The organism is Acetobacterium sp. K1/6 (assembly GCF_034438075.1).
Classification (GTDB): domain Bacteria; phylum Bacillota; class Clostridia; order Eubacteriales; family Eubacteriaceae; genus Acetobacterium; species Acetobacterium carbinolicum.
Genome location: NZ_JAXQGA010000018.1, coordinates 22,188 through 39,749, shown reverse-complemented (window position 1 = coordinate 39,749; position 17,562 = coordinate 22,188). Strand labels below are relative to the sequence as shown.

At 41.7% G+C, this 17,562-nt stretch carries 17 protein-coding genes and 1 riboswitch; of the genes, 5 read left to right on the top strand and 12 right to left on the bottom strand.

The window, feature by feature from the left end:
* Positions 1–11 precede the first annotated feature (11 nt).
* Positions 12–323: a hypothetical protein gene (locus tag U2P91_RS14210; RefSeq protein WP_322519840.1), complete on the bottom strand. Its 312-nt coding sequence runs from the start codon at positions 321–323 to the stop codon at positions 12–14.
* A gap of 261 nt (positions 324–584) precedes the next feature.
* On the opposite strand from U2P91_RS14210, the gene U2P91_RS14205 reads away from it, so the two are divergent.
* The gene (locus U2P91_RS14205) at positions 585–1,202 is read left to right on the top strand and encodes a TetR/AcrR family transcriptional regulator (RefSeq protein ID WP_322519839.1); all 618 of its coding nucleotides are present in this window, start codon (positions 585–587) and stop codon (positions 1,200–1,202) included.
* A 241-nt stretch (positions 1,203–1,443) separates the two neighbouring features.
* Here U2P91_RS14205 and U2P91_RS14200 read toward each other — a convergent pair whose 3' ends face one another.
* The 9 genes from U2P91_RS14200 to U2P91_RS14160 all read right to left on the bottom strand — a co-directional run bounded on the left by U2P91_RS14200 (position 1,444) and on the right by U2P91_RS14160 (position 10,058).
* The gene (locus U2P91_RS14200; protein ID WP_322519838.1) at positions 1,444–2,118 is read right to left on the bottom strand and encodes a cyclase family protein; all 675 of its coding nucleotides are present in this window, start codon (positions 2,116–2,118) and stop codon (positions 1,444–1,446) included.
* An 89-nt stretch (positions 2,119–2,207) separates the two neighbouring features.
* Positions 2,208–3,062 (bottom strand): class II fructose-bisphosphate aldolase, encoded by an 855-nt coding sequence (locus U2P91_RS14195; RefSeq protein WP_026395515.1) that lies wholly within the window; start codon positions 3,060–3,062, stop codon positions 2,208–2,210.
* Position 3,063: 1 nt separating this feature from the next.
* The gene (locus U2P91_RS14190) at positions 3,064–4,506 is read right to left on the bottom strand and encodes a four-carbon acid sugar kinase family protein (protein WP_416173384.1); all 1,443 of its coding nucleotides are present in this window, start codon (positions 4,504–4,506) and stop codon (positions 3,064–3,066) included.
* Positions 4,506–5,402 (bottom strand): 2-hydroxy-3-oxopropionate reductase, encoded by an 897-nt coding sequence (gene garR, locus U2P91_RS14185; RefSeq protein WP_322519837.1) that lies wholly within the window; start codon positions 5,400–5,402, stop codon positions 4,506–4,508. Before garR ends, U2P91_RS14190 begins: the two co-directional genes overlap by 1 nt.
* A gap of 231 nt (positions 5,403–5,633) precedes the next feature.
* The gene (locus tag U2P91_RS14180; protein WP_322519836.1) at positions 5,634–6,248 is read right to left on the bottom strand and encodes a DUF308 domain-containing protein; all 615 of its coding nucleotides are present in this window, start codon (positions 6,246–6,248) and stop codon (positions 5,634–5,636) included.
* A gap of 39 nt (positions 6,249–6,287) precedes the next feature.
* Positions 6,288–6,722, bottom strand: a complete 435-nt coding sequence (locus U2P91_RS14175; protein ID WP_322519835.1) for a C-GCAxxG-C-C family protein — start codon at positions 6,720–6,722, stop codon at positions 6,288–6,290.
* A 133-nt stretch (positions 6,723–6,855) separates the two neighbouring features.
* Positions 6,856–8,034, bottom strand: a complete 1,179-nt coding sequence (metK, locus tag U2P91_RS14170; protein ID WP_322519834.1) for a methionine adenosyltransferase — start codon at positions 8,032–8,034, stop codon at positions 6,856–6,858.
* A gap of 111 nt (positions 8,035–8,145) precedes the next feature.
* Positions 8,146–8,241: riboswitch (SAM riboswitch) on the bottom strand.
* 134 nt (positions 8,242–8,375) lie between these two features.
* Positions 8,376–9,557: a Xaa-Pro aminopeptidase gene (locus tag U2P91_RS14165; RefSeq protein ID WP_322519833.1), complete on the bottom strand. Its 1,182-nt coding sequence runs from the start codon at positions 9,555–9,557 to the stop codon at positions 8,376–8,378.
* 15 nt (positions 9,558–9,572) lie between these two features.
* Complete coding sequence (locus U2P91_RS14160) at positions 9,573–10,058, bottom strand: small multi-drug export protein (RefSeq protein WP_322519832.1); 486 nt, start codon at positions 10,056–10,058, stop codon at positions 9,573–9,575.
* A gap of 150 nt (positions 10,059–10,208) precedes the next feature.
* Between U2P91_RS14160 and U2P91_RS14155 the strand changes: the two genes are divergently transcribed.
* The 4 genes from U2P91_RS14155 (at position 10,209) to U2P91_RS14140 (ending at position 14,668) form a co-directional block, all read left to right on the top strand.
* Positions 10,209–10,919, top strand: a complete 711-nt coding sequence (locus U2P91_RS14155; protein ID WP_111889383.1) for a tRNA 2-thiocytidine biosynthesis TtcA family protein — start codon at positions 10,209–10,211, stop codon at positions 10,917–10,919.
* Between the two features lie 143 nt (positions 10,920–11,062).
* Complete coding sequence (locus tag U2P91_RS14150) at positions 11,063–11,749, top strand: response regulator transcription factor (protein WP_111889811.1); 687 nt, start codon at positions 11,063–11,065, stop codon at positions 11,747–11,749.
* Entirely contained in the window at positions 11,749–13,557 is a 1,809-nt protein-coding gene (locus U2P91_RS14145; RefSeq protein WP_322519831.1) for an ATP-binding protein, read from the top strand. The genes U2P91_RS14150 and U2P91_RS14145 overlap by 1 nt, the downstream gene beginning before the upstream one ends.
* On the top strand, positions 13,538–14,668 hold the full coding sequence (locus tag U2P91_RS14140; RefSeq protein ID WP_111889381.1) for a hypothetical protein: 1,131 nt from the start codon (positions 13,538–13,540) through the stop codon (positions 14,666–14,668). Before U2P91_RS14145 ends, U2P91_RS14140 begins: the two co-directional genes overlap by 20 nt.
* A gap of 61 nt (positions 14,669–14,729) precedes the next feature.
* On the opposite strand, the gene pyk is transcribed toward U2P91_RS14140, so the two are convergent.
* Together pyk and U2P91_RS14130 are read right to left on the bottom strand one after the other, a co-directional pair.
* Positions 14,730–16,472: a pyruvate kinase gene (gene pyk / locus U2P91_RS14135; protein WP_322519830.1), complete on the bottom strand. Its 1,743-nt coding sequence runs from the start codon at positions 16,470–16,472 to the stop codon at positions 14,730–14,732.
* A gap of 132 nt (positions 16,473–16,604) precedes the next feature.
* Positions 16,605–17,561, bottom strand: coding sequence for an ATP-dependent 6-phosphofructokinase (locus U2P91_RS14130; RefSeq protein WP_322519829.1), 957 nt, complete (start codon positions 17,559–17,561; stop codon positions 16,605–16,607).
* Between the last annotated feature and the right edge of the window lies 1 nt (position 17,562).

Sequence of the window (17,562 nt, the reverse complement as noted above, 5' to 3'; positions counted from 1 at the left end):
TATTCTTCACCTTAACTATGCTCATGATGGTTATGACTATTTCCATGGCTATGACTGTGTCCATGAGCAGATCCGCCATTTGCATGTGAATACTCACTTTTAATCTCATAATATTTGCTCAATTTATTTTTTTCAGCATCAACCACTTGTTTGATTTGATCCATCATCACTAAAACGTTTTCATCTTTTGTCCACTGTAATTCTTTTTTCTTATCCAGATTAAAATAGAATATATAATCCGTTAACATCGTATAACATTCTTCACGCATCAATTCCTGTTCCAAATCTTTTAACTGCTTCTCCAGGTTTTCAATCTCATTCATCCGTTTTCACTCCTCTCGTATTTAAATCTTATCGACTTTAGCAAACTTAACATGTACACTTGTATATTTTTATGATACACTTGTCCATTATAATACTTCATGTATTTTATTTAGTCAATAATTATTTTTAATATTTCATACAATTTTTTTAATATTGTTTTTTTACTAAAGTATTGTATAATAATTTTGTTATGCAACTTGATATCAACTTCTTGTATTTATGAAAAATAAAAAACTAATACGCTCTGGAAGGAACTAAACATGCGCAAAGATAAAGCAAATAATTATAATCTCATCATGGATACTGCCATAGCACTTTTTAATCAAAAGGGATACGATCAGATTTCCATTAATGAAATTTGCGAGAAATCTGGGGTTTCTCGTAGTACATTTTATAATATCTTCAAAAATAAAGATGACCTCATCTCTTCATTTTTTGATAAAGCTATTGTTTTACATGAAAACTATATCCCGATTATTTTATCTGCAGAAAATGACCTTGAACGTTTATGGATTGTTCATGAATTGTTTCTTAATATGATTGTGGAGGCTGGAAGCGACGTGGTGAAACAGGTCTATAAAATCAATTTGGATGAAAATAAAGGAAGTTTCGACGATACCTTTGGGGCCGATACCTGGTATCTCAACCCGATTAAGCAATGTCAAAGTCAGGAAATTATCAGAAGTCCTTTAACGCCAGAAAAACTGTATTTTATGATGATAAACTTTTCGATTGGCTTAGGTTATCAATGGTGTGCCAATGAAGGCAATTTTGATGTAAAAGCGATCTCTTTCCCGGTCTTTGAAGATCTTTATGATATTGCGCCAGAATACCGGAATCTTTGGCAGAAGGTTAATCAAAATCTTAATTCAATATAAATATCAAAAAACAAAAAAGATACGTCATGGCAGAATAACCGTGTTGTATCTTTTTAATTTGATAAATATAAGAATAAATTATTCAATCAGTTTTCCAAAACCGAATTTACCTTCATTCTCATTCAAGTGAATACTGATTCTATCAATCTTTTTCAATGACTAAATTCCCCATAGACAAGTCAATAAAATCAAAAAAACTGACGATGTTTCACATCGTCAGCAAGTATTTCTATTCTCTTTTCTAGTCTTCGATATCGGCAATGACGCTGACCTGGCTGCTGTCCAAGCCAACAATCCGCAATGGTGCAGCTGTAATCGAATTGATTTTTTTGTCACCCAGCACTTCCAGGTGCATATCTTCAATGGCAGTAATGAATTTCTCGGTGTTAAATCCTAAAAGATTCTGATGGGCTGGGGCTGCCAGATCATTACAGGGCGAACCAATGGCTAAAAAGTCAAAACCTACCGTTTTCAGATCTTTAAAGGTATTGACCATATATAAACAAGTTTCCGGCGTTAGGAAGGGACCTTCCATTTGATAAGTTTCGGGGGATGTTTTTCGTACCTTGTCAAAGCCGGTCCGAATCAATAAAAGGTCTGCTTTTTTGATTTCTTCTTCGTAAGCTTTTAATTCTTCAACCGTCACACCTTCACAGGCTTTTTTAGGAATATCCAAAAGCAATACATTTTTAAAGACAAAGTATTCCATCGGTAATTCGTTGATGCTTGGGCCATCGGGATTAAAGTGTTTTGGGGCATCATAGTGGGTGCCGCAGTGGTTCGGCAATTCGCTCATAAAACTGTTGAAGGGAAGAGCATCAACGCCAATTTGGGTTGCTTGACGCACCTTAACGGTTGGTTCTCCTGGCCAGGCCAGATCCTTCGGGTCCAATGGGTATGATAAAAAAATGTTCATAATTTTCACCTTTCACTGATTAATCTTTATTTTTAATTTTTAAATCTATATCTTTAGGAAAGCCCTGCAGTGATTTCCCATTCAGATCGTTAGTTGCTTGTTAGTTTTAGATATTCTTCAATCAGCAGAACCAGATCCGCTTTTGTTTGACGTATCAATTTTTCGTAACGCAATGAATTGACTTCGGGGCTTATTTTAATACTTCGCCGGATGCTTTCGACCGCTCCCAATGCCAGTTCAGTATTGACATTGATCTTACAAATACCAAGATTGATGGCTTTTTTAATCTGTTCCGCGGGGATTCCCGAGGACCCGTGCAGCACCAGTGGTATATCGGTGAGTGCTGCAATTTCCGCCAACACTGAATACTCCAAGTGCGGCTCGCCCCGATACAGACCATGAGCATTGCCGATGGCAATAGCCAGGGCATCAACCTCAGTTTCAGTGACGTATTTTAGCGCCAGCTCTGGCCGGGTAAACTCCGAAGTCTCAGCACTGCTGGGTTCATCATTTTGAGAACCATCTTCAGGGTTCATATAGCCCAGTTCCCCTTCAACACTGACCTTGGCTTCCCGGGCAATTTCAACCACTGCCCGGGTATTTTTAATGTTTTCTTCGATTCTTAAATGTGAACCGTCATACATTACCGAGGTAAATCCACAGTCAATCGCTCTTGTAATGGTTGACATATTTTTGGCGTGATCCAAATGCAAGACCATCGGCTGCTGTGAGCGTTCAGCCAGAAACCGAATGTTTAGGGCTATTAATTCTAGTGGTAGATCATCGAGATAGCTTTCGCCAAATGAAAAGATGACCGGGCGATTCAAATTATTTGCTGCCTGATTAACAGACAGAATGGTTTCTAAATTATATACATTAAAAGCCGGAATAGCTGTTTTGTTTTTTTTGCATTGATTCAGTAATTCCTTCAAACTAACCAGCACGTTATTCACCCATCAGCACTTCAACTGCTTCTTTCAGGGTTGTTTCGGTCCCGACATTACCAGGGAAGATAACATAGGGCAATCCCGGGAACTTGCTTTCCTCACCGGTCGTCCAAACGGGAATGCCCGGTTTGATCTGACCCATCACCATCGCTTTCTGGACGGTCAAGCCTTTGGTACCAATGTCACTGGAGGTAATCCCGCCTTTTGCCACAATAAAGTTTGGCCGCACTGTCAGTTTAGAAATGATACTGGTGACTGCATCAGAAATCTCTACTGAAACCCGGAGTTGGGCATCTTTATCATCAGTATCCAGATCAAACCGCTCACGTTTAGTGTAAACAGCCACAGTTTTTCCCGATTTGATATAATCTTCAACCAAGGCCACCACGCGTTTGACTTCTTTAGCCAATCCGCCGGCTTCTAAAACCAGATGTTGATTGAATTCAACAAATTGGATGTCCTTTTCTGAACTTTTCAAATTTTCCAACTGAACCGTTGTTTTATTGACATGGGAACCGACTACAATAATTCCGCCATTTTTATTCTCGGTCAGGATCAATTCGTCATGCGTTAATAGTTGTTTATCCGGAACTCCTCCCAGTACTTTGGTGATAGCAGCTGCTGAGCGGAAGATAAATGTCTTGCCTCGTTTTATTGCTTCGACAAAGGCAATCGTAAAGATTTTTACATCAACATAATCAATGGCATTGACAACTATTTTATTAAAATTCTCGACCTTACAAAGCTGATCAGTAATTTTATCGAACTCGATTTTTCTTAAATCGTCAAGGGCAATAAAGGTGACCGTTTCGGCCTGATAGGCTCCGCCTGATTTTTCTTCACACCATTCGCCCAAATGGGAAGACGTATATCCGAAAGATTTGTCGTTGGCAAATTCAGTTTCTCCTGCCGGTACCAGAACATCCCCTTCCTGAACATAATGGATATTGTTGATGGTAAAGCGTCCGCCTTCTTTAAAGAAGGGAAAAATGATTTCGCCGTCGATTTTTTGATCCGAACCGGATTCAACGGTTTCCTTCAACAACTTTGTTTCCAGCGGATAATGTCCCCGCAAGGTGGAATCACTGCGACTGATCAGAATAAACTCTTTTCCAGTCTTTTTTGAAACCGCTAAAATCCGCTCGGCGATCGCCTGATGAACAGCAGATGTTTCTTCGACTGTCAAGCCCCGAGAATTGGTGAGAATAAAAAACATGCTGTTATCCTCAGCGAATCCTTTTTCGATACTATCCACACTCCAGTCCGTGTAAACTGAAATACCGTGAACCGTTTGAATTCCCGTGGGGTCATCGTCTAAAACCACTACTTTTTTATTCAAGGTCTTGAGTGCTTCATTCAACCGGTTGGTGACTATTTTTTCATCTACGTTTTTAAATGAATTCAGGATTGAAGAATCTATTCTATCAACTGTGCGCATCATCACTCACCCTTTCTTCTTACTTCCACCTTTGCCAGCTTTTCGAAATACTGGACAATTCCACCATGGTCGTCATTTAAATGACCGTCAACCTTGAGGGCCTGCATGATTTCCAGCAACTGACTGCTCATCGGCATGGGCACGTCAATTTCATGGGCAGTAGCCATAACATTTTTGATATCTTTTAAATTAATGGATATTTTCCCCCCCGGCACAAAATTTCGGTCTATCATCAACGGCGCTTTAGCATCTAAAACCGTGCTACCTGCTAACCCGCCACGAATGGCTTGATAAACCAGCTCCGGATCGGCACCGGCCTTGGTTGCCATCACCAGCGCTTCGGATACGGCCGCAATATTCAAGTTGACAATAACCTGATTGGCCAGTTTGGTCACTGAACCACTTCCAGTGCCACCTATCAGCAAGGCCGACGAACCCATCATCTCGAAATATGGCATGATTCGATTAAACACTTCTTTCTCACCACCAACCATAAACGCCAGGGTGCCATCAATGGCCTTTGGTTCGCCGCCGCTTACCGGTGCATCCAGAAAATCTATGCCTAATTTTTCAAGTTTCGTTGCGCAGGTTTGTGATTCCACCGGCGTGACCGAACTCATGTCAACAATAACACTGCCCGTTTTGATGGAGTCGCAAACACCCCCCTGATTGAATAAAACAGCTTGAACGATACTACCATTTGGCAGGATTGTAAAGATAACTTCACATTGTTCCCCAATTTCAGATAGAGATCCTGAAATCGCCCCCAATGTGACCAGTTCATTCACAGCCCTGCTATCCAAATCATTGACCATTAGCCGACAACCGCCTTTTAACAGACATTTGGCCATGGGTTTTCCCATAATGCCTAGCCCTATAAAACCTGTTAATTTATTCATCGCTAGCCTTTCATTTTAGTAGGTCATCCTACATTTAGTTGTTTTAAAAAAATCCAAACCGCACAAACAGATAACGTCCTACATTTGGAACCCTTTACACTTATAATATGAGCTTTTTAATCTTTTGTCAAGCAAAATATATTCAAAACATCATTCCATTTTTTGTATCTAAAAAGCAGCTCCGGTTCTTCTCACCCGAGCTGCTCAATCATTCGCTATTATTTCGCCATATTATTCAATATGATAATCCTCATAGCCTCTTTTGACTTTTTTGATTTGGGTATACGTTCGTTTCATACCGATCGACTGGATTACCAAAAATAAACCGAATATACCAAAAGCAACACCAACAAGCATGACGATAATGGTTGCCGGGCCCATCGGATTAATAAAAGCGTAGATGCCAAACCCAATCAATGCCACGCCCATGACGATTTTAACAATTCTACCCACGTTTCCCGAATTTGCCGAAACAATCAATAGAAAAATTCCAGTAATGATGGCCCAGATGCCGATGATAATGATAAAAAATGCTACAATCACATTGGGAACCAGTAAGAAGACAGCGGCAATGAGCAGATCAAAGATTCCCCTTGTCAGACTGAAACCGATATTGGCATCATATTTATACCGCATGATCAATGCTGAGACAATGTATATAATTCCCATGATCCCACGGTAAACCCCAAAAGTAAAAACCAGCAGGGTGATCGCATGATTGCTGAAGAATACCGCAAAAATACTTAGGGCAATAAAACACAACCCATCCAGCAACATCAGCCACCACTTACCATAAGACCGTTCCAGTATATCAATGCCCAGAGATTTCGCTTCACTTTGATTCATATGATAACCTCCATCATTTCTTTGTGGTTATTTTTATCATTATTCTTTTTCCAGTGCTGCCACAACCCGATCAAAGACCTGGCCGGCCCGCAGTTTAACCGGGTTACAGGCAGCTACTTCATCGCGATGATGTTTTTTGATATAATCACAATCCAGACTGCCAAACTCTTTCTCGAATTCTTCGACTAAAAGCTTTGCTGCTCGCGTCATTTTAGCCTGGTCTGATGGTCTTTCTTCAGTGAATAAAGCGCCCAGGGCTGCCAATGATCCCGAAAAGGCGCCACAGGTTTTCTCAGAATAAAATCCGGCCCCAAATCCCTGCAGCATCCGAAAGCTTTCCGGCCGCAGATTTAAATCATATTTTTCATTGGCCGAACGAAGCAGTACCTCGGCACAATTCATATGATACTGGGGTTGTTCTTCAACTGGTTTGTCTTTTCCAAAAGCATTATAAATCTCAACATATTTCTCCATCTTTTCCTCCTCATTGTTTTTAGCGTTATAGCTGGGATACATCGTCGTTATACTTAAGATTATTTTACCACGATGCACCCCATTTAGCTAAATAAAATTGATGAAGTGGATGGTTTTTTTGATTTAATAAATTCTATAAACTGCTTTTCAGTTTTTCTACCATATCAAGTCGTTCCCAGGGCAGATCAAGATCGGTTCGGCCAAAATGACCATAGGCCGCAGTTTGTTTGTAAATGGGTGCTCTTAAACCGAGGTTTTTAATGATCGCGGCTGGTCTGAGATCAAAATGTTTTTCAATTAAGGCAATAATCTTGTCATCTTCAATTTTTCCGGTGCCAAAGGTGTCCACATAAATTGAAACCGGTTTGGCCACCCCGATGGCATAAGCCAGTTCCACTTCGCATTTATCTGCCAGGCCGGCGGCAACGATGTTTTTGGCCACGTGTCGGGCTGCGTAGGCTCCAGAGCGATCCACCTTTGTGGGATCTTTTCCCGAAAATGCCCCGCCGCCATGACGGCCATAGCCACCATAGGTATCGACAATAATTTTACGACCGGTTAAACCACAATCGCCCTGTGGTCCGCCGATGACAAACCGCCCGGTGGGATTAACAAAATACTTCGTATCGGCGTCCAGTAAGGCCGGATCAATCACGACCTTAATTACTTTTTCAATCATGTCCTTCTCAATGGTTTCTGAAGAAACATCGGTACTATGCTGAGTAGAAATAACCACGGCATCAATCCGTGTTGGCACCCCATCATTGTATTCCACCGTTACCTGGGTTTTTCCATCCGGACGTAAATAGTTAACGATTTTTTCTTTGCGGATATCGGTGAGTCGTTTGGCCAGTTGATGGGCTAGTGATATTGGCAATGGCATAAGTTCCGGGGTTTCATTGCAGGCAAAGCCAAACATCATCCCCTGATCACCGGCACCAGCAGCCAGATCAGCTTCTCTTGATTCACCTTTTCTTGATTCCAGTCCTTCATCCACACCCATAGCAATATCGGTTGATTGCTCATCAATGGCTGTAACGACTGAACAGGTATCACAATCAAAACCATATTTTGCCCGATCATAGCCAATTTCACGAACAGTTGCTCGGACAATTTTAGGAATATCCACGTAGCAGGACGTCGTAATCTCGCCGGCAACCAGTACCAAACCAGTTGTTACCAGTGTTTCACAGGCCACCCGAGCCATCGGATCCTGTGCGAAAATGGCATCCAGAACGGCATCGGAAATTTGATCAGAAATCTTATCGGGATGGCCCTCTGTCACCGATTCTGAGGTAAATAATTTTTTCATTTTGCTCTCCTTTTTTAATGTAATGTCCATTTACCTGATCGCTTTTATGATAATCACGAACGTTGATAATGAAAAAGCCTCGTCTAACGACGAGGCTAATGTTCACATTAAATCCCATCATTGCGAAAATATCGCAGGTATTGGCACCATACATACGCTGGTTGCCGGGTTTCATCGGGCCTGTCCCTCCACCTCTCTGGATAGGTAAATATTCAATTACTTTTTTTTTATCATACACATCATTATTTTTTTTGTCAAGTACTTTATTTACGACTAAAGTTTTCCGCTCGTTTTATCGTTTGATTCAAAGCTCTTTGTTTTAAACGATAAGAGGTGTTTAACTATAAGACGGTACAACCGTCATCCGTTATCACCACATCATCTTCAATCCGAATGCCGATGCCAAGCTTTTCCAGATATAAACCCGGTTCCACCGTCATTACCATTCCCGGTACCAAAATTAAATCGCCCTCCGGTCGCAAATCATGGGTATCCAAACCCAACGGATGACCAATCCCATGATAATAAAATTCTGTGATATCATTATTTTCGGGAACAAAACCGGCACGACAGCATTTCTCCAGAAACAGTTCCTTCGTCAGTTGCTGTAAATCTTTCATCACTGCACCCGGTTTGTAGGCGACAATCAGTTCCTTTTGAACGGCTTCCACAATTTCATAGAGCTTTTCCTGCTGCCTAGACATTTCTCCACTGACCGGAAAGGTCCGACTTAAGTCGCCGCAATAACCATCCACTCTGGCGCCCAGATCAAAGAGAACCAAATCCCCTGATTTTAACTGACAGTGATTGGACACATAATGCAAAACGGTGGCGTTTTGTCCTGATGCGACAATGGTTTCAAAGGCCAATCCCTCAGTTCCTTCTTTTTTTACATAATATTCAAAGAAAGCAGCCAGCTCATATTCGTAGGTACCGGATTTAATGAATGCCTTCATTTCTTCGATGCCTTTTTTTGTAACCGCATTGGCTTTCGCGATGGCGCGCATTTCTTCCTCGCTCTTAATCAGTCGCAAGCCCGCTAAAATGGGATAAAGATCCTTTAACTCGGATTGCTTTAAGATCTTTTTAAGCCCCTCATCGGTGGTTTTAAAACTCTGATGTTTAGGCGTTTTAAAATCAAAATAGACGGTTTGAACCGCTGCTGCACGGGCAATCTCCTTAGGTAAATCTTTAACATAATAAACTTCATCAATGCCTGAAACCGCTTTTGCTAGATCGCGATTGATCTTTTTACCCACCCATTTTTCTTTTAATGGATCGGCCGAGTCAATAAAGAGTTGATAAGCGCAGTCATTATGATGGTTTTTTATTATCACAAGGACCACCTCCGGCGCTCTTATACCGGTTAGATAATAAAAATTATTGTTGGCAAAAAAGGGATAACTGGCATCCGCCGTCATCTCTATTTCCCGGCCTGAAAATAAAATGGTAAGACTGTTGTTCGCCAGCCTGTCTGCCAGTTTCTTTCTGTTTTGTTGATAAAAATGCTGTGATAGTGCCATCACTTCTCCTACTATTTAAAATAACGACAGGCCGGCTGCCACCAATGCGGTAACAATCATACCTGCCGTTGCTGAACCCAGAACTACCGAAATCATACTGTGCTTAAAATCCAGCCCGATCAGTGAAGCAGCCAGACACCCGGTCCAAACTCCTGTTCCCGGCAAAGGAATCGCCACAAAGATAAATAAGCCCCAAAACTCATACTTCGTCAATTTATCCGATTTTTTCATTCCTTTGGCAATAATCCAATTCGCCATCTTCCCGAAAACCTTGGTTCCCGACATCCATTTCAGGATGGCTGGAATAAACAATAAGATAAACGGTGCCGGAATAATACTCCCCAGCACACCTAATAAATAGGCTTGCAGGTAGGGCATATCATAAGCTAAAATTGCCAGAGGAATGGCACCTCTTAGTTCAACAATGGGAATGGCAGATATGACAATGATTTCCAGCCAATCCGGTAAAAATGCCAAAAAACTAATAATTGCCTGTTTCATTTAAACAAATCTCCTTTTAATCTCTTCTGTTAAGTGTTAGAATGACTATAGAAAGCCATTAAGACTATATTGTACCTTTTATGAAAGACTTTGACAAGTGCTGAAACGTGACGCTTTACTTTAGCATCAAAATGAAAACAGGAGTACACCATGAAAAAAATTCTTGGTCCCCTTCGCCGGGGTATTGAAAAATATCAGATGATCAAACCCGGAGACCGCATTGCGATTGGTCTGTCCGGAGGAAAAGACAGCACGGCACTACTTTATGCCATGAAACGCTTTCAATACTTTTCGCCAGTCCCCTTTGAACTGGAAGGGATTACCCTGGATATGGGCTTTGACGGCATGGATCTGACCCCATTAGTGGATTTATGTGCCCGACTAAAGGTTCCCTACACCATCAAAAAAACCACTATCGGCCCGATCATATTTGAAGAACGACAGGAAAAAAATCCCTGTTCACTGTGTGCCCGCATGAAACGTGGTGCTCTTCATGATCTGGCCATCGAGCAAGGCTGCCGAACTGTCGCCCTGGGCCATCATGCCGATGACGCCATCGAGACTTTTTTTCTCAGCCTGTTTTACGAAGGCCGGATTAACACCTTTTCACCGGTGACCTATCTGGATCGAAAAGACATCACCCTGATCCGTCCCTTAATTTTTGTTAAGGAACGGGACATTATCGGAGACCCGGAAATGAAAGATCTGCCGGTAATCCAAAGCACCTGTCCCGCCAATGGCTACACCAAACGAGAAGACATCAAACAGATGATTAAAAACCTCCGCAAAACCATCCCGGATCTGGATGACCGGGTTTTGGGAGCTATCCAAAACAAGGAACAATTGAATCTGTGGTTTTAAACTGGTTTAAAACGATCGATAAAACGTCACGCAGTACCAACAATTGTTACATCATGTTGTTTGCATCGGTTCGGCAGTCTACAGGAACTTAAAGAAATTTTAATGATTTTTTATTATAGTAAGCTAAGAAAGCAGGTATGAAAATGAATGAGAAAATACTCGTTGTCGATGACGAAGCATCGATTGTTGATTTAATAAAACTGGAACTGGAATTTGAAGGTTATCAGGTGGAAACCGCCAGCGATGGTATAGAAGCTGTCGAAAAAGCATTAGCGGTCCGTCCGGATCTTATCGTGCTGGATATTATGCTACCAAAGAAAAACGGTTATGATGTTTGTCGGGAGCTGTCTCCCCAATTGGGCGTTCCAATTATTCTTTTAACCGCCAAAACCGATATCATTGACAAAGTCTTAGGGCTGGAACTGGGCGCTGACGATTATCTGACCAAACCCTTTGATAACCGCGAACTGCTCGCCCGAATCAAAGCGCATCTCAGACGTTCAACAATTACCATTGAACCTCAAAAACAGGAATCGCTGTTAAAAAATGGTGACTTAAGCATTTATGCTGATGAACGAATGGTCTTGTTAGAAGGAAACGAGATCCATCTCACTCCCAAAGAATTTGAATTGCTCTTTTTGCTGGCCTCCAATTTGGAGCAGGTTTTCCCCCGCGATACACTACTTGAAAAAATCTGGGGATATGATTATTACGGCGACACCCGAACAGTTGATATGCACGTTCAGCGCATCCGACGAAAAATTGACACCCAGGGCAATAAATACATCCAAACTGTTTTTGGAATTGGATATAAAATGAGGAAACTTTAATGCAACTAAGCTATCGGGTTCGAATGATCTTATACAATATCCTACTTTTTGCTTTTGCATTCTTAATTGTTGTATTTTGTGTTTTTCAAGGAACCTCCTACTACTATATTAACCAAACAAAAGACACCTTGCAAAAAACAGCCCAGGACTCCACCTTACTGATCAGTCAGGAATTAAAAAATGTTCAGATCCCGGATTCCCTTAAAAACCGATTTTTTACCAATAGTCTGTATCTTTCAAAAAGCATCGCCGAAAGCAAAAATCACCGGGTCGTGCTTTTTGATGACATGGGAAATCGCATTGCCGATTCGCTTGAAGAAACAACCCTTACCAATACACTAAAAACAGAGGTTGATCTTGCCGTGGCTGAAAATGCATCAGTTTTTACCTTAAAGTCCATTAATGATGCCCATATGGCGTATTTTGCGTCTCCGATTATAATTGATAATACCGTGGTCGGTTACATTGGTTTCATCGATTCAATGCACGAAATGGACAATTTTTTACGTATTGCCGGGATCCTTTTCGGGATTGGTGGCGTAATTGGTCTGATGGTTATGATTTTTGTAACCATGACCTTTTCCAAGCACTTTTTTCAGCCCATCAAAGATTTGACTAAAATATCGAATGAAATCAATCACGGTAATTATAATTTAACGATTTATTATAAACACACCGATGAAATCGGGGATCTGACCCATGCCTTTAACGGCATGGTTACCAATATCAACAGTGTTATCCTGCAACTGGAATCAGAACGAAAACGGCTGGCCGGGGTTCTGGCTTCCATCGATGATGGGCTTTTGGCGATTGATAAAAACGGTAATATTATCACTTCAAACAGTTATATAAAAACTTATTTTAATGTGAGCAACCCCAAAACGATTTATGATTTTCAGTATCAATCTTTTTTGCGGGATATTTTTGACAGCCTTAAAAACGGCAAAGACCATATATCTGAAGAAATTGACTGCAACAACCGGAATCTGTTGTTGATTGGCAGTCCCATCCGGGAAAAGGGTTTTGAAGAAAACTATATGATCATCATCCGTAATATGACCGCTGCTCGCCATATTCAGGAAGAACAGCGGAAATTTATCAGCAGTGTTTCTCACGAATTGCGTACCCCTCTAACCACCATCATTGGATATACCGACATGCTCACCCGCCGACAGGTCGCCGATCCGGAAATTCTTAACCGCTCGCTGAACACCATCAATCGGGAGGGGCATCGACTGCTGCGACTCGTTGATAACCTTTTAAACGTCAACAAGTTTGATAAAGCTGAGTTTGATTTTAAGAAAACGAACCTGAATATTGTTTTGCTTCTTTCCGAGGTGGTTGAACAAATGCAGATTAAGGCCAGTCAATCCGATATCGAAATTAATTATGTATCTGAAGATCTTCCTGAAATCCTGGGGGATTATGACCGACTCCAACAAGTCTTTATCAATATCATCCATAATGCCATCAAATATTCAAACCGTGGTGAAATTATTGATGTCATTTCAGCTATTGAGGATAATCACATCGTCGTATCGATCCGCGATTATGGACCGGGGATTTCAGAAATTGAACAAAAACGGATCTTCAATGCTTTTTATCGGGTTGAAGAGGATCGTTCCCGGGGTTATGATGAAGGCGGCTCCGGCCTGGGCCTTTATATTGTAAAACAGATTGTCGAAAAACATGATGGAAAAATTGACATTGTCAGTCAAGTGGGCGAAGGGACCAATATTATTGTGACACTTCCCATTTTGTCCGTCTTAATTTATGGAGGTGAAACCGATGAAAAAAGCAAAAAATAGAGTCCTTGTCTTTTGTTTTGTTTTATTGAGTTTGTTTATCACCAGTGGTTGCCAGAACCTCTTTATTCCTGTAAATGTACCGGTTGTTTTACGAAATAACCCAACCTCAAATGACCCTTTGCCACAGCAAGTTAGCATTCAATCTTATACTATGATCGCCCCCGGAATCGTACAGGATATTACCAATAGCGGAAATAATCTGATCCTTTTTACTTTTGGGACCTTCTATAATATTGACACCTATACTATTGAAACGATGCAGTTGTCCTCATTTGTCAATTCTGACAAAAGACCATTGAGCGCCTTTTATGATACCTTTGACACAGGTATTTACTATGCCGAAAAATTAGTCGATCCCTTAACGGGCAGCATCGACACTCAGATTGTCTGGTCGGACGTCAACAAAAACACGACCCGGATCATTTCCCTGCCGGAAGAAAATGTTATCCAGCGCTTTGGTATTGGCGATTCCGGCCAGGTGGTCTATGCCAATAACACAAGTCAGATTGTAAAGGCCGACAGTGAAGGGAATCGACAGATTTATAAGCTTCTTAACAACTATAATATCCTGGCCGTTGACTATATCAATAAAGAAAAGGTCGTCGTGTTTATGGCAACCGACCCCCAGAATGAAGAACGAACGAATCTATACTATGCAAAATTAGATGATGCTTCTTCTGAATTGTCTTCCACCCTAATTGCTGATAATGTGAGCAGTTTTGATATTAACGACTTAAACAATCAAGTGGTCTTTGTTAAAAACGGCGGCGACTCCCAAACGATCCGTACCTGGGATACCAACGCGACAAACTCAAGCAGTATCGCAGACGGTAGTTTTGGATCAGTCCGCTTTACACCAAACGGTGAGCGCATTGTCTTTACTCAGACAACACCCAATTCTGATGCTCAATCCAAATCGATCTGGATCATGGATACAAGTGGTAAAAATCCGCTCCAGCTCACGGCACCACTTAGCGTAAATTCAGAGATTATTTGTCACCCTTACAAATCCATGCTTTTTTTCTCAGTCGAAAAAAGCTCAAACAGTATTAACTCAACCGATGATCATACACTATCCCAAACCTATCAACTCACCTATAAAATTGACTGAATCCAAAAAGCGATTGGTATCATATGATACCAATCGCTTTTTATTAAGTATTTAATTAATTCTACTTCGTTTGAACCCGGCCCTGATAAACAACCCCACGGATGGGATCAACTGAAATAAGTTTCCCATGTTCAAGGATTTCCAACGCTTTAACAACATTGACAATAACCGGAATATCATAATGAAGTCCGGCAATGGCTCCTTCCGAACTGAGTCCACCTTCTTCCGTAATAATTGCCGATGCCAACAGTAAGATCTGACTAAGCTCTGGTGTCAGGGTTTTCACCACTAAAATATCACCTTCCTGAAAGTCATCCAGATTATCAGAAGTAATGAGTTTAGCAAGGCCAGTCACTGAGTTTTTCCCAATGCCGACCCCATTAATGATGGCATTTCCGACGGTATGCACCTTAATCATATTGGTATTTCCCTGAACACCTAAGGGCACACCTGCAGCAACGATGGCGAGATCTCCAAATTGCACATAGCCCTGCTCCATTGCTTTTTTTACCGCATCCATAATCATACTGTCAGTGTCCTTAAATTCCGGCGTGTAAATACAATTGACTCCCCAAACCAGGCCCAGACGACGAATCGTTGTCACCTTATCAGTAACCGCCAGAATCCCGCAATCAGGACGGTATTTGGAGATCATCCGGGCCGTATGACCTGAGGATGTGGCTGCGATAATAGTCTGTGCATCGAGTTGTTCAGAAATCTGACACGCCCCTTCGCTAACTGCATTCGTAATGCTCAGTTCCCCATGATCCGGTTTTTTACGACGGGCGTACTCTTCCGAATCTTCGCTTTTTACGACAATATTAAACATCGTTTTTACCGACTCTATCGGATAAGATCCCGCTGCTGTTTCACCTGATAACATCACGGCATCTGTTCCATCAAACACGGCGTTAGCCACATCACCGACCTCAGCTCGGGTCGGTCTGGGATTTCGCATCATCGAATCGAGCATTTGAGTTGCGGTAATAACGGGTTTCCCAACAAGGTTGCATTTTCGAATAATGCTCTTTTGAACCAGTGGTACATCTTCTGCCGGTATTTCTACCCCCAGATCCCCTCTGGCAACCATAATTCCATCGGAAACATTAAGAATTCGGTCGATATTCTCGACACCTTCCTGATTTTCAATTTTAGAAATAATGTCAATCAAATCTCCGCCATTGCGTTCTAAAACCTTTCTGATCTCTAATACATCATGGGGTTTTCTCACAAACGATGCCGCCACATAATCGACTCTTTGCTGGATTCCAAAAATAATATCACCGCGATCTTTTTCTGTTAAAGCAGGTAATTCAATGCTCATACCTGGTAGGTTGATACTTTTTTTGCTGCCCAGCGTTCCACCATTTAAAATCGTGCAGACCATTTCATTATTAAAAACATCTTCCACTTCCAATTGAATTAATCCATCATCGATGAGAATCCGACATCCCGGCGATACTTCATTGGGAAGATTTTCATGGGAAATACTGAAACGTTTTTCGTCACCCTGGATAATTTCGGTGGTTAGTGTTACCTTTTCTCCGGCAACCAGTTCTACCTGTCCGGCGCTCAGTTCTCCAGTTCTGATTTCGGGTCCCTTGGTATCCAACATAATCGCAACGGGAATCCCCAGCTCTTTACGTACTTCTTTGATCCGCTTAATTCTGGCCGCATGTTCTTCATGACTACCGTGCGAAAAATTGAGTCGTGCCACATTCATCCCATTGAGAATAAGTTCTTTTAATATTTCCTTTGTATCTGCTGCTGGTCCTAATGTGCAGACAATCTTAGTTTTTTTCATTTTCTACCTCTTTTCTAATTTAATCTCTCTCTATAAAATAACAAACATAAAAATCTTACTGATCAGCACCATCGTTATTGTTTATAACGCTGGTATAACCCGATTTACACGATGTTTGTTTTTATGAATCGCTCAAATGGATAATACCGAAGCCATATCATAAATATCCTGTCGGAAAATCTTTGGCATCGCCAGAGCTTCTTCGATCGGAATACCCAGATACGAGCCACATCGCTGGGCCATCACTGTTCCCGTTTCTTTCTTTATAATACTTAATACCGCATTATAACCCATAAAACTGGCCAGATTCCGATCCATATTCGACGGTGATCCCCCTCTTTGAATGTAGCCCAAATTTGTCCCCTTCGTTGTTACCTGGGTTTTTTCTTCAATCTTGACACAGTAATCCCGGTAATTACCACAGCCTTCTGCTAACATGACAATACTATGAAGTTTCCCCCGATCTTTCCCCTGCAGCAGTCGCAAACAAATCGCATCCAGGTCGGTTTCAACCTCCGGCAAAATTAAGGCCTCTGCACCTCCGGATAATCCCGAGTAAAGGGCGATATCGCCGCATTTTCGGCCCATCACCTGAACCACATTAATGCGATTATGGGAGTAGGTGGTATCTCTGATTTTGCTGATCGCATCCAGGGCTGTTGTTACGGCCGTATCAAAGCCGATGGTATAATCGGTAAATCCCAGATCATTATCAATGGTACCGGGAATACCCACCACGCTGACCCCTAATTTCTGGAGTGCCAGGGCACCATTCATGCTGCCATCACCACCGATAATAATCAGATGGTCAATGCCATATTCTTCCAGCACTTTGGCACCTTGCTTAACTCCCGCCTCGGTTGCAAAAAACTCACTTCTGGAGGTCCTGAGGATTGTTCCCCCCCGCTGTAGAATATCCGCTACCGAATAAACACTAAACGGTGTAATGTCGCCTTCCAGCAAACCTGCAAAGCCCCGATTAATCCCATAGACCTCAACCTTATTAAAGATTGCTGTTCGCACAACGGCCCGGATTGCTGCATTCATGCCGGGGGCATCGCCTCCGCTAGTTAAAACTCCAATTCTCATT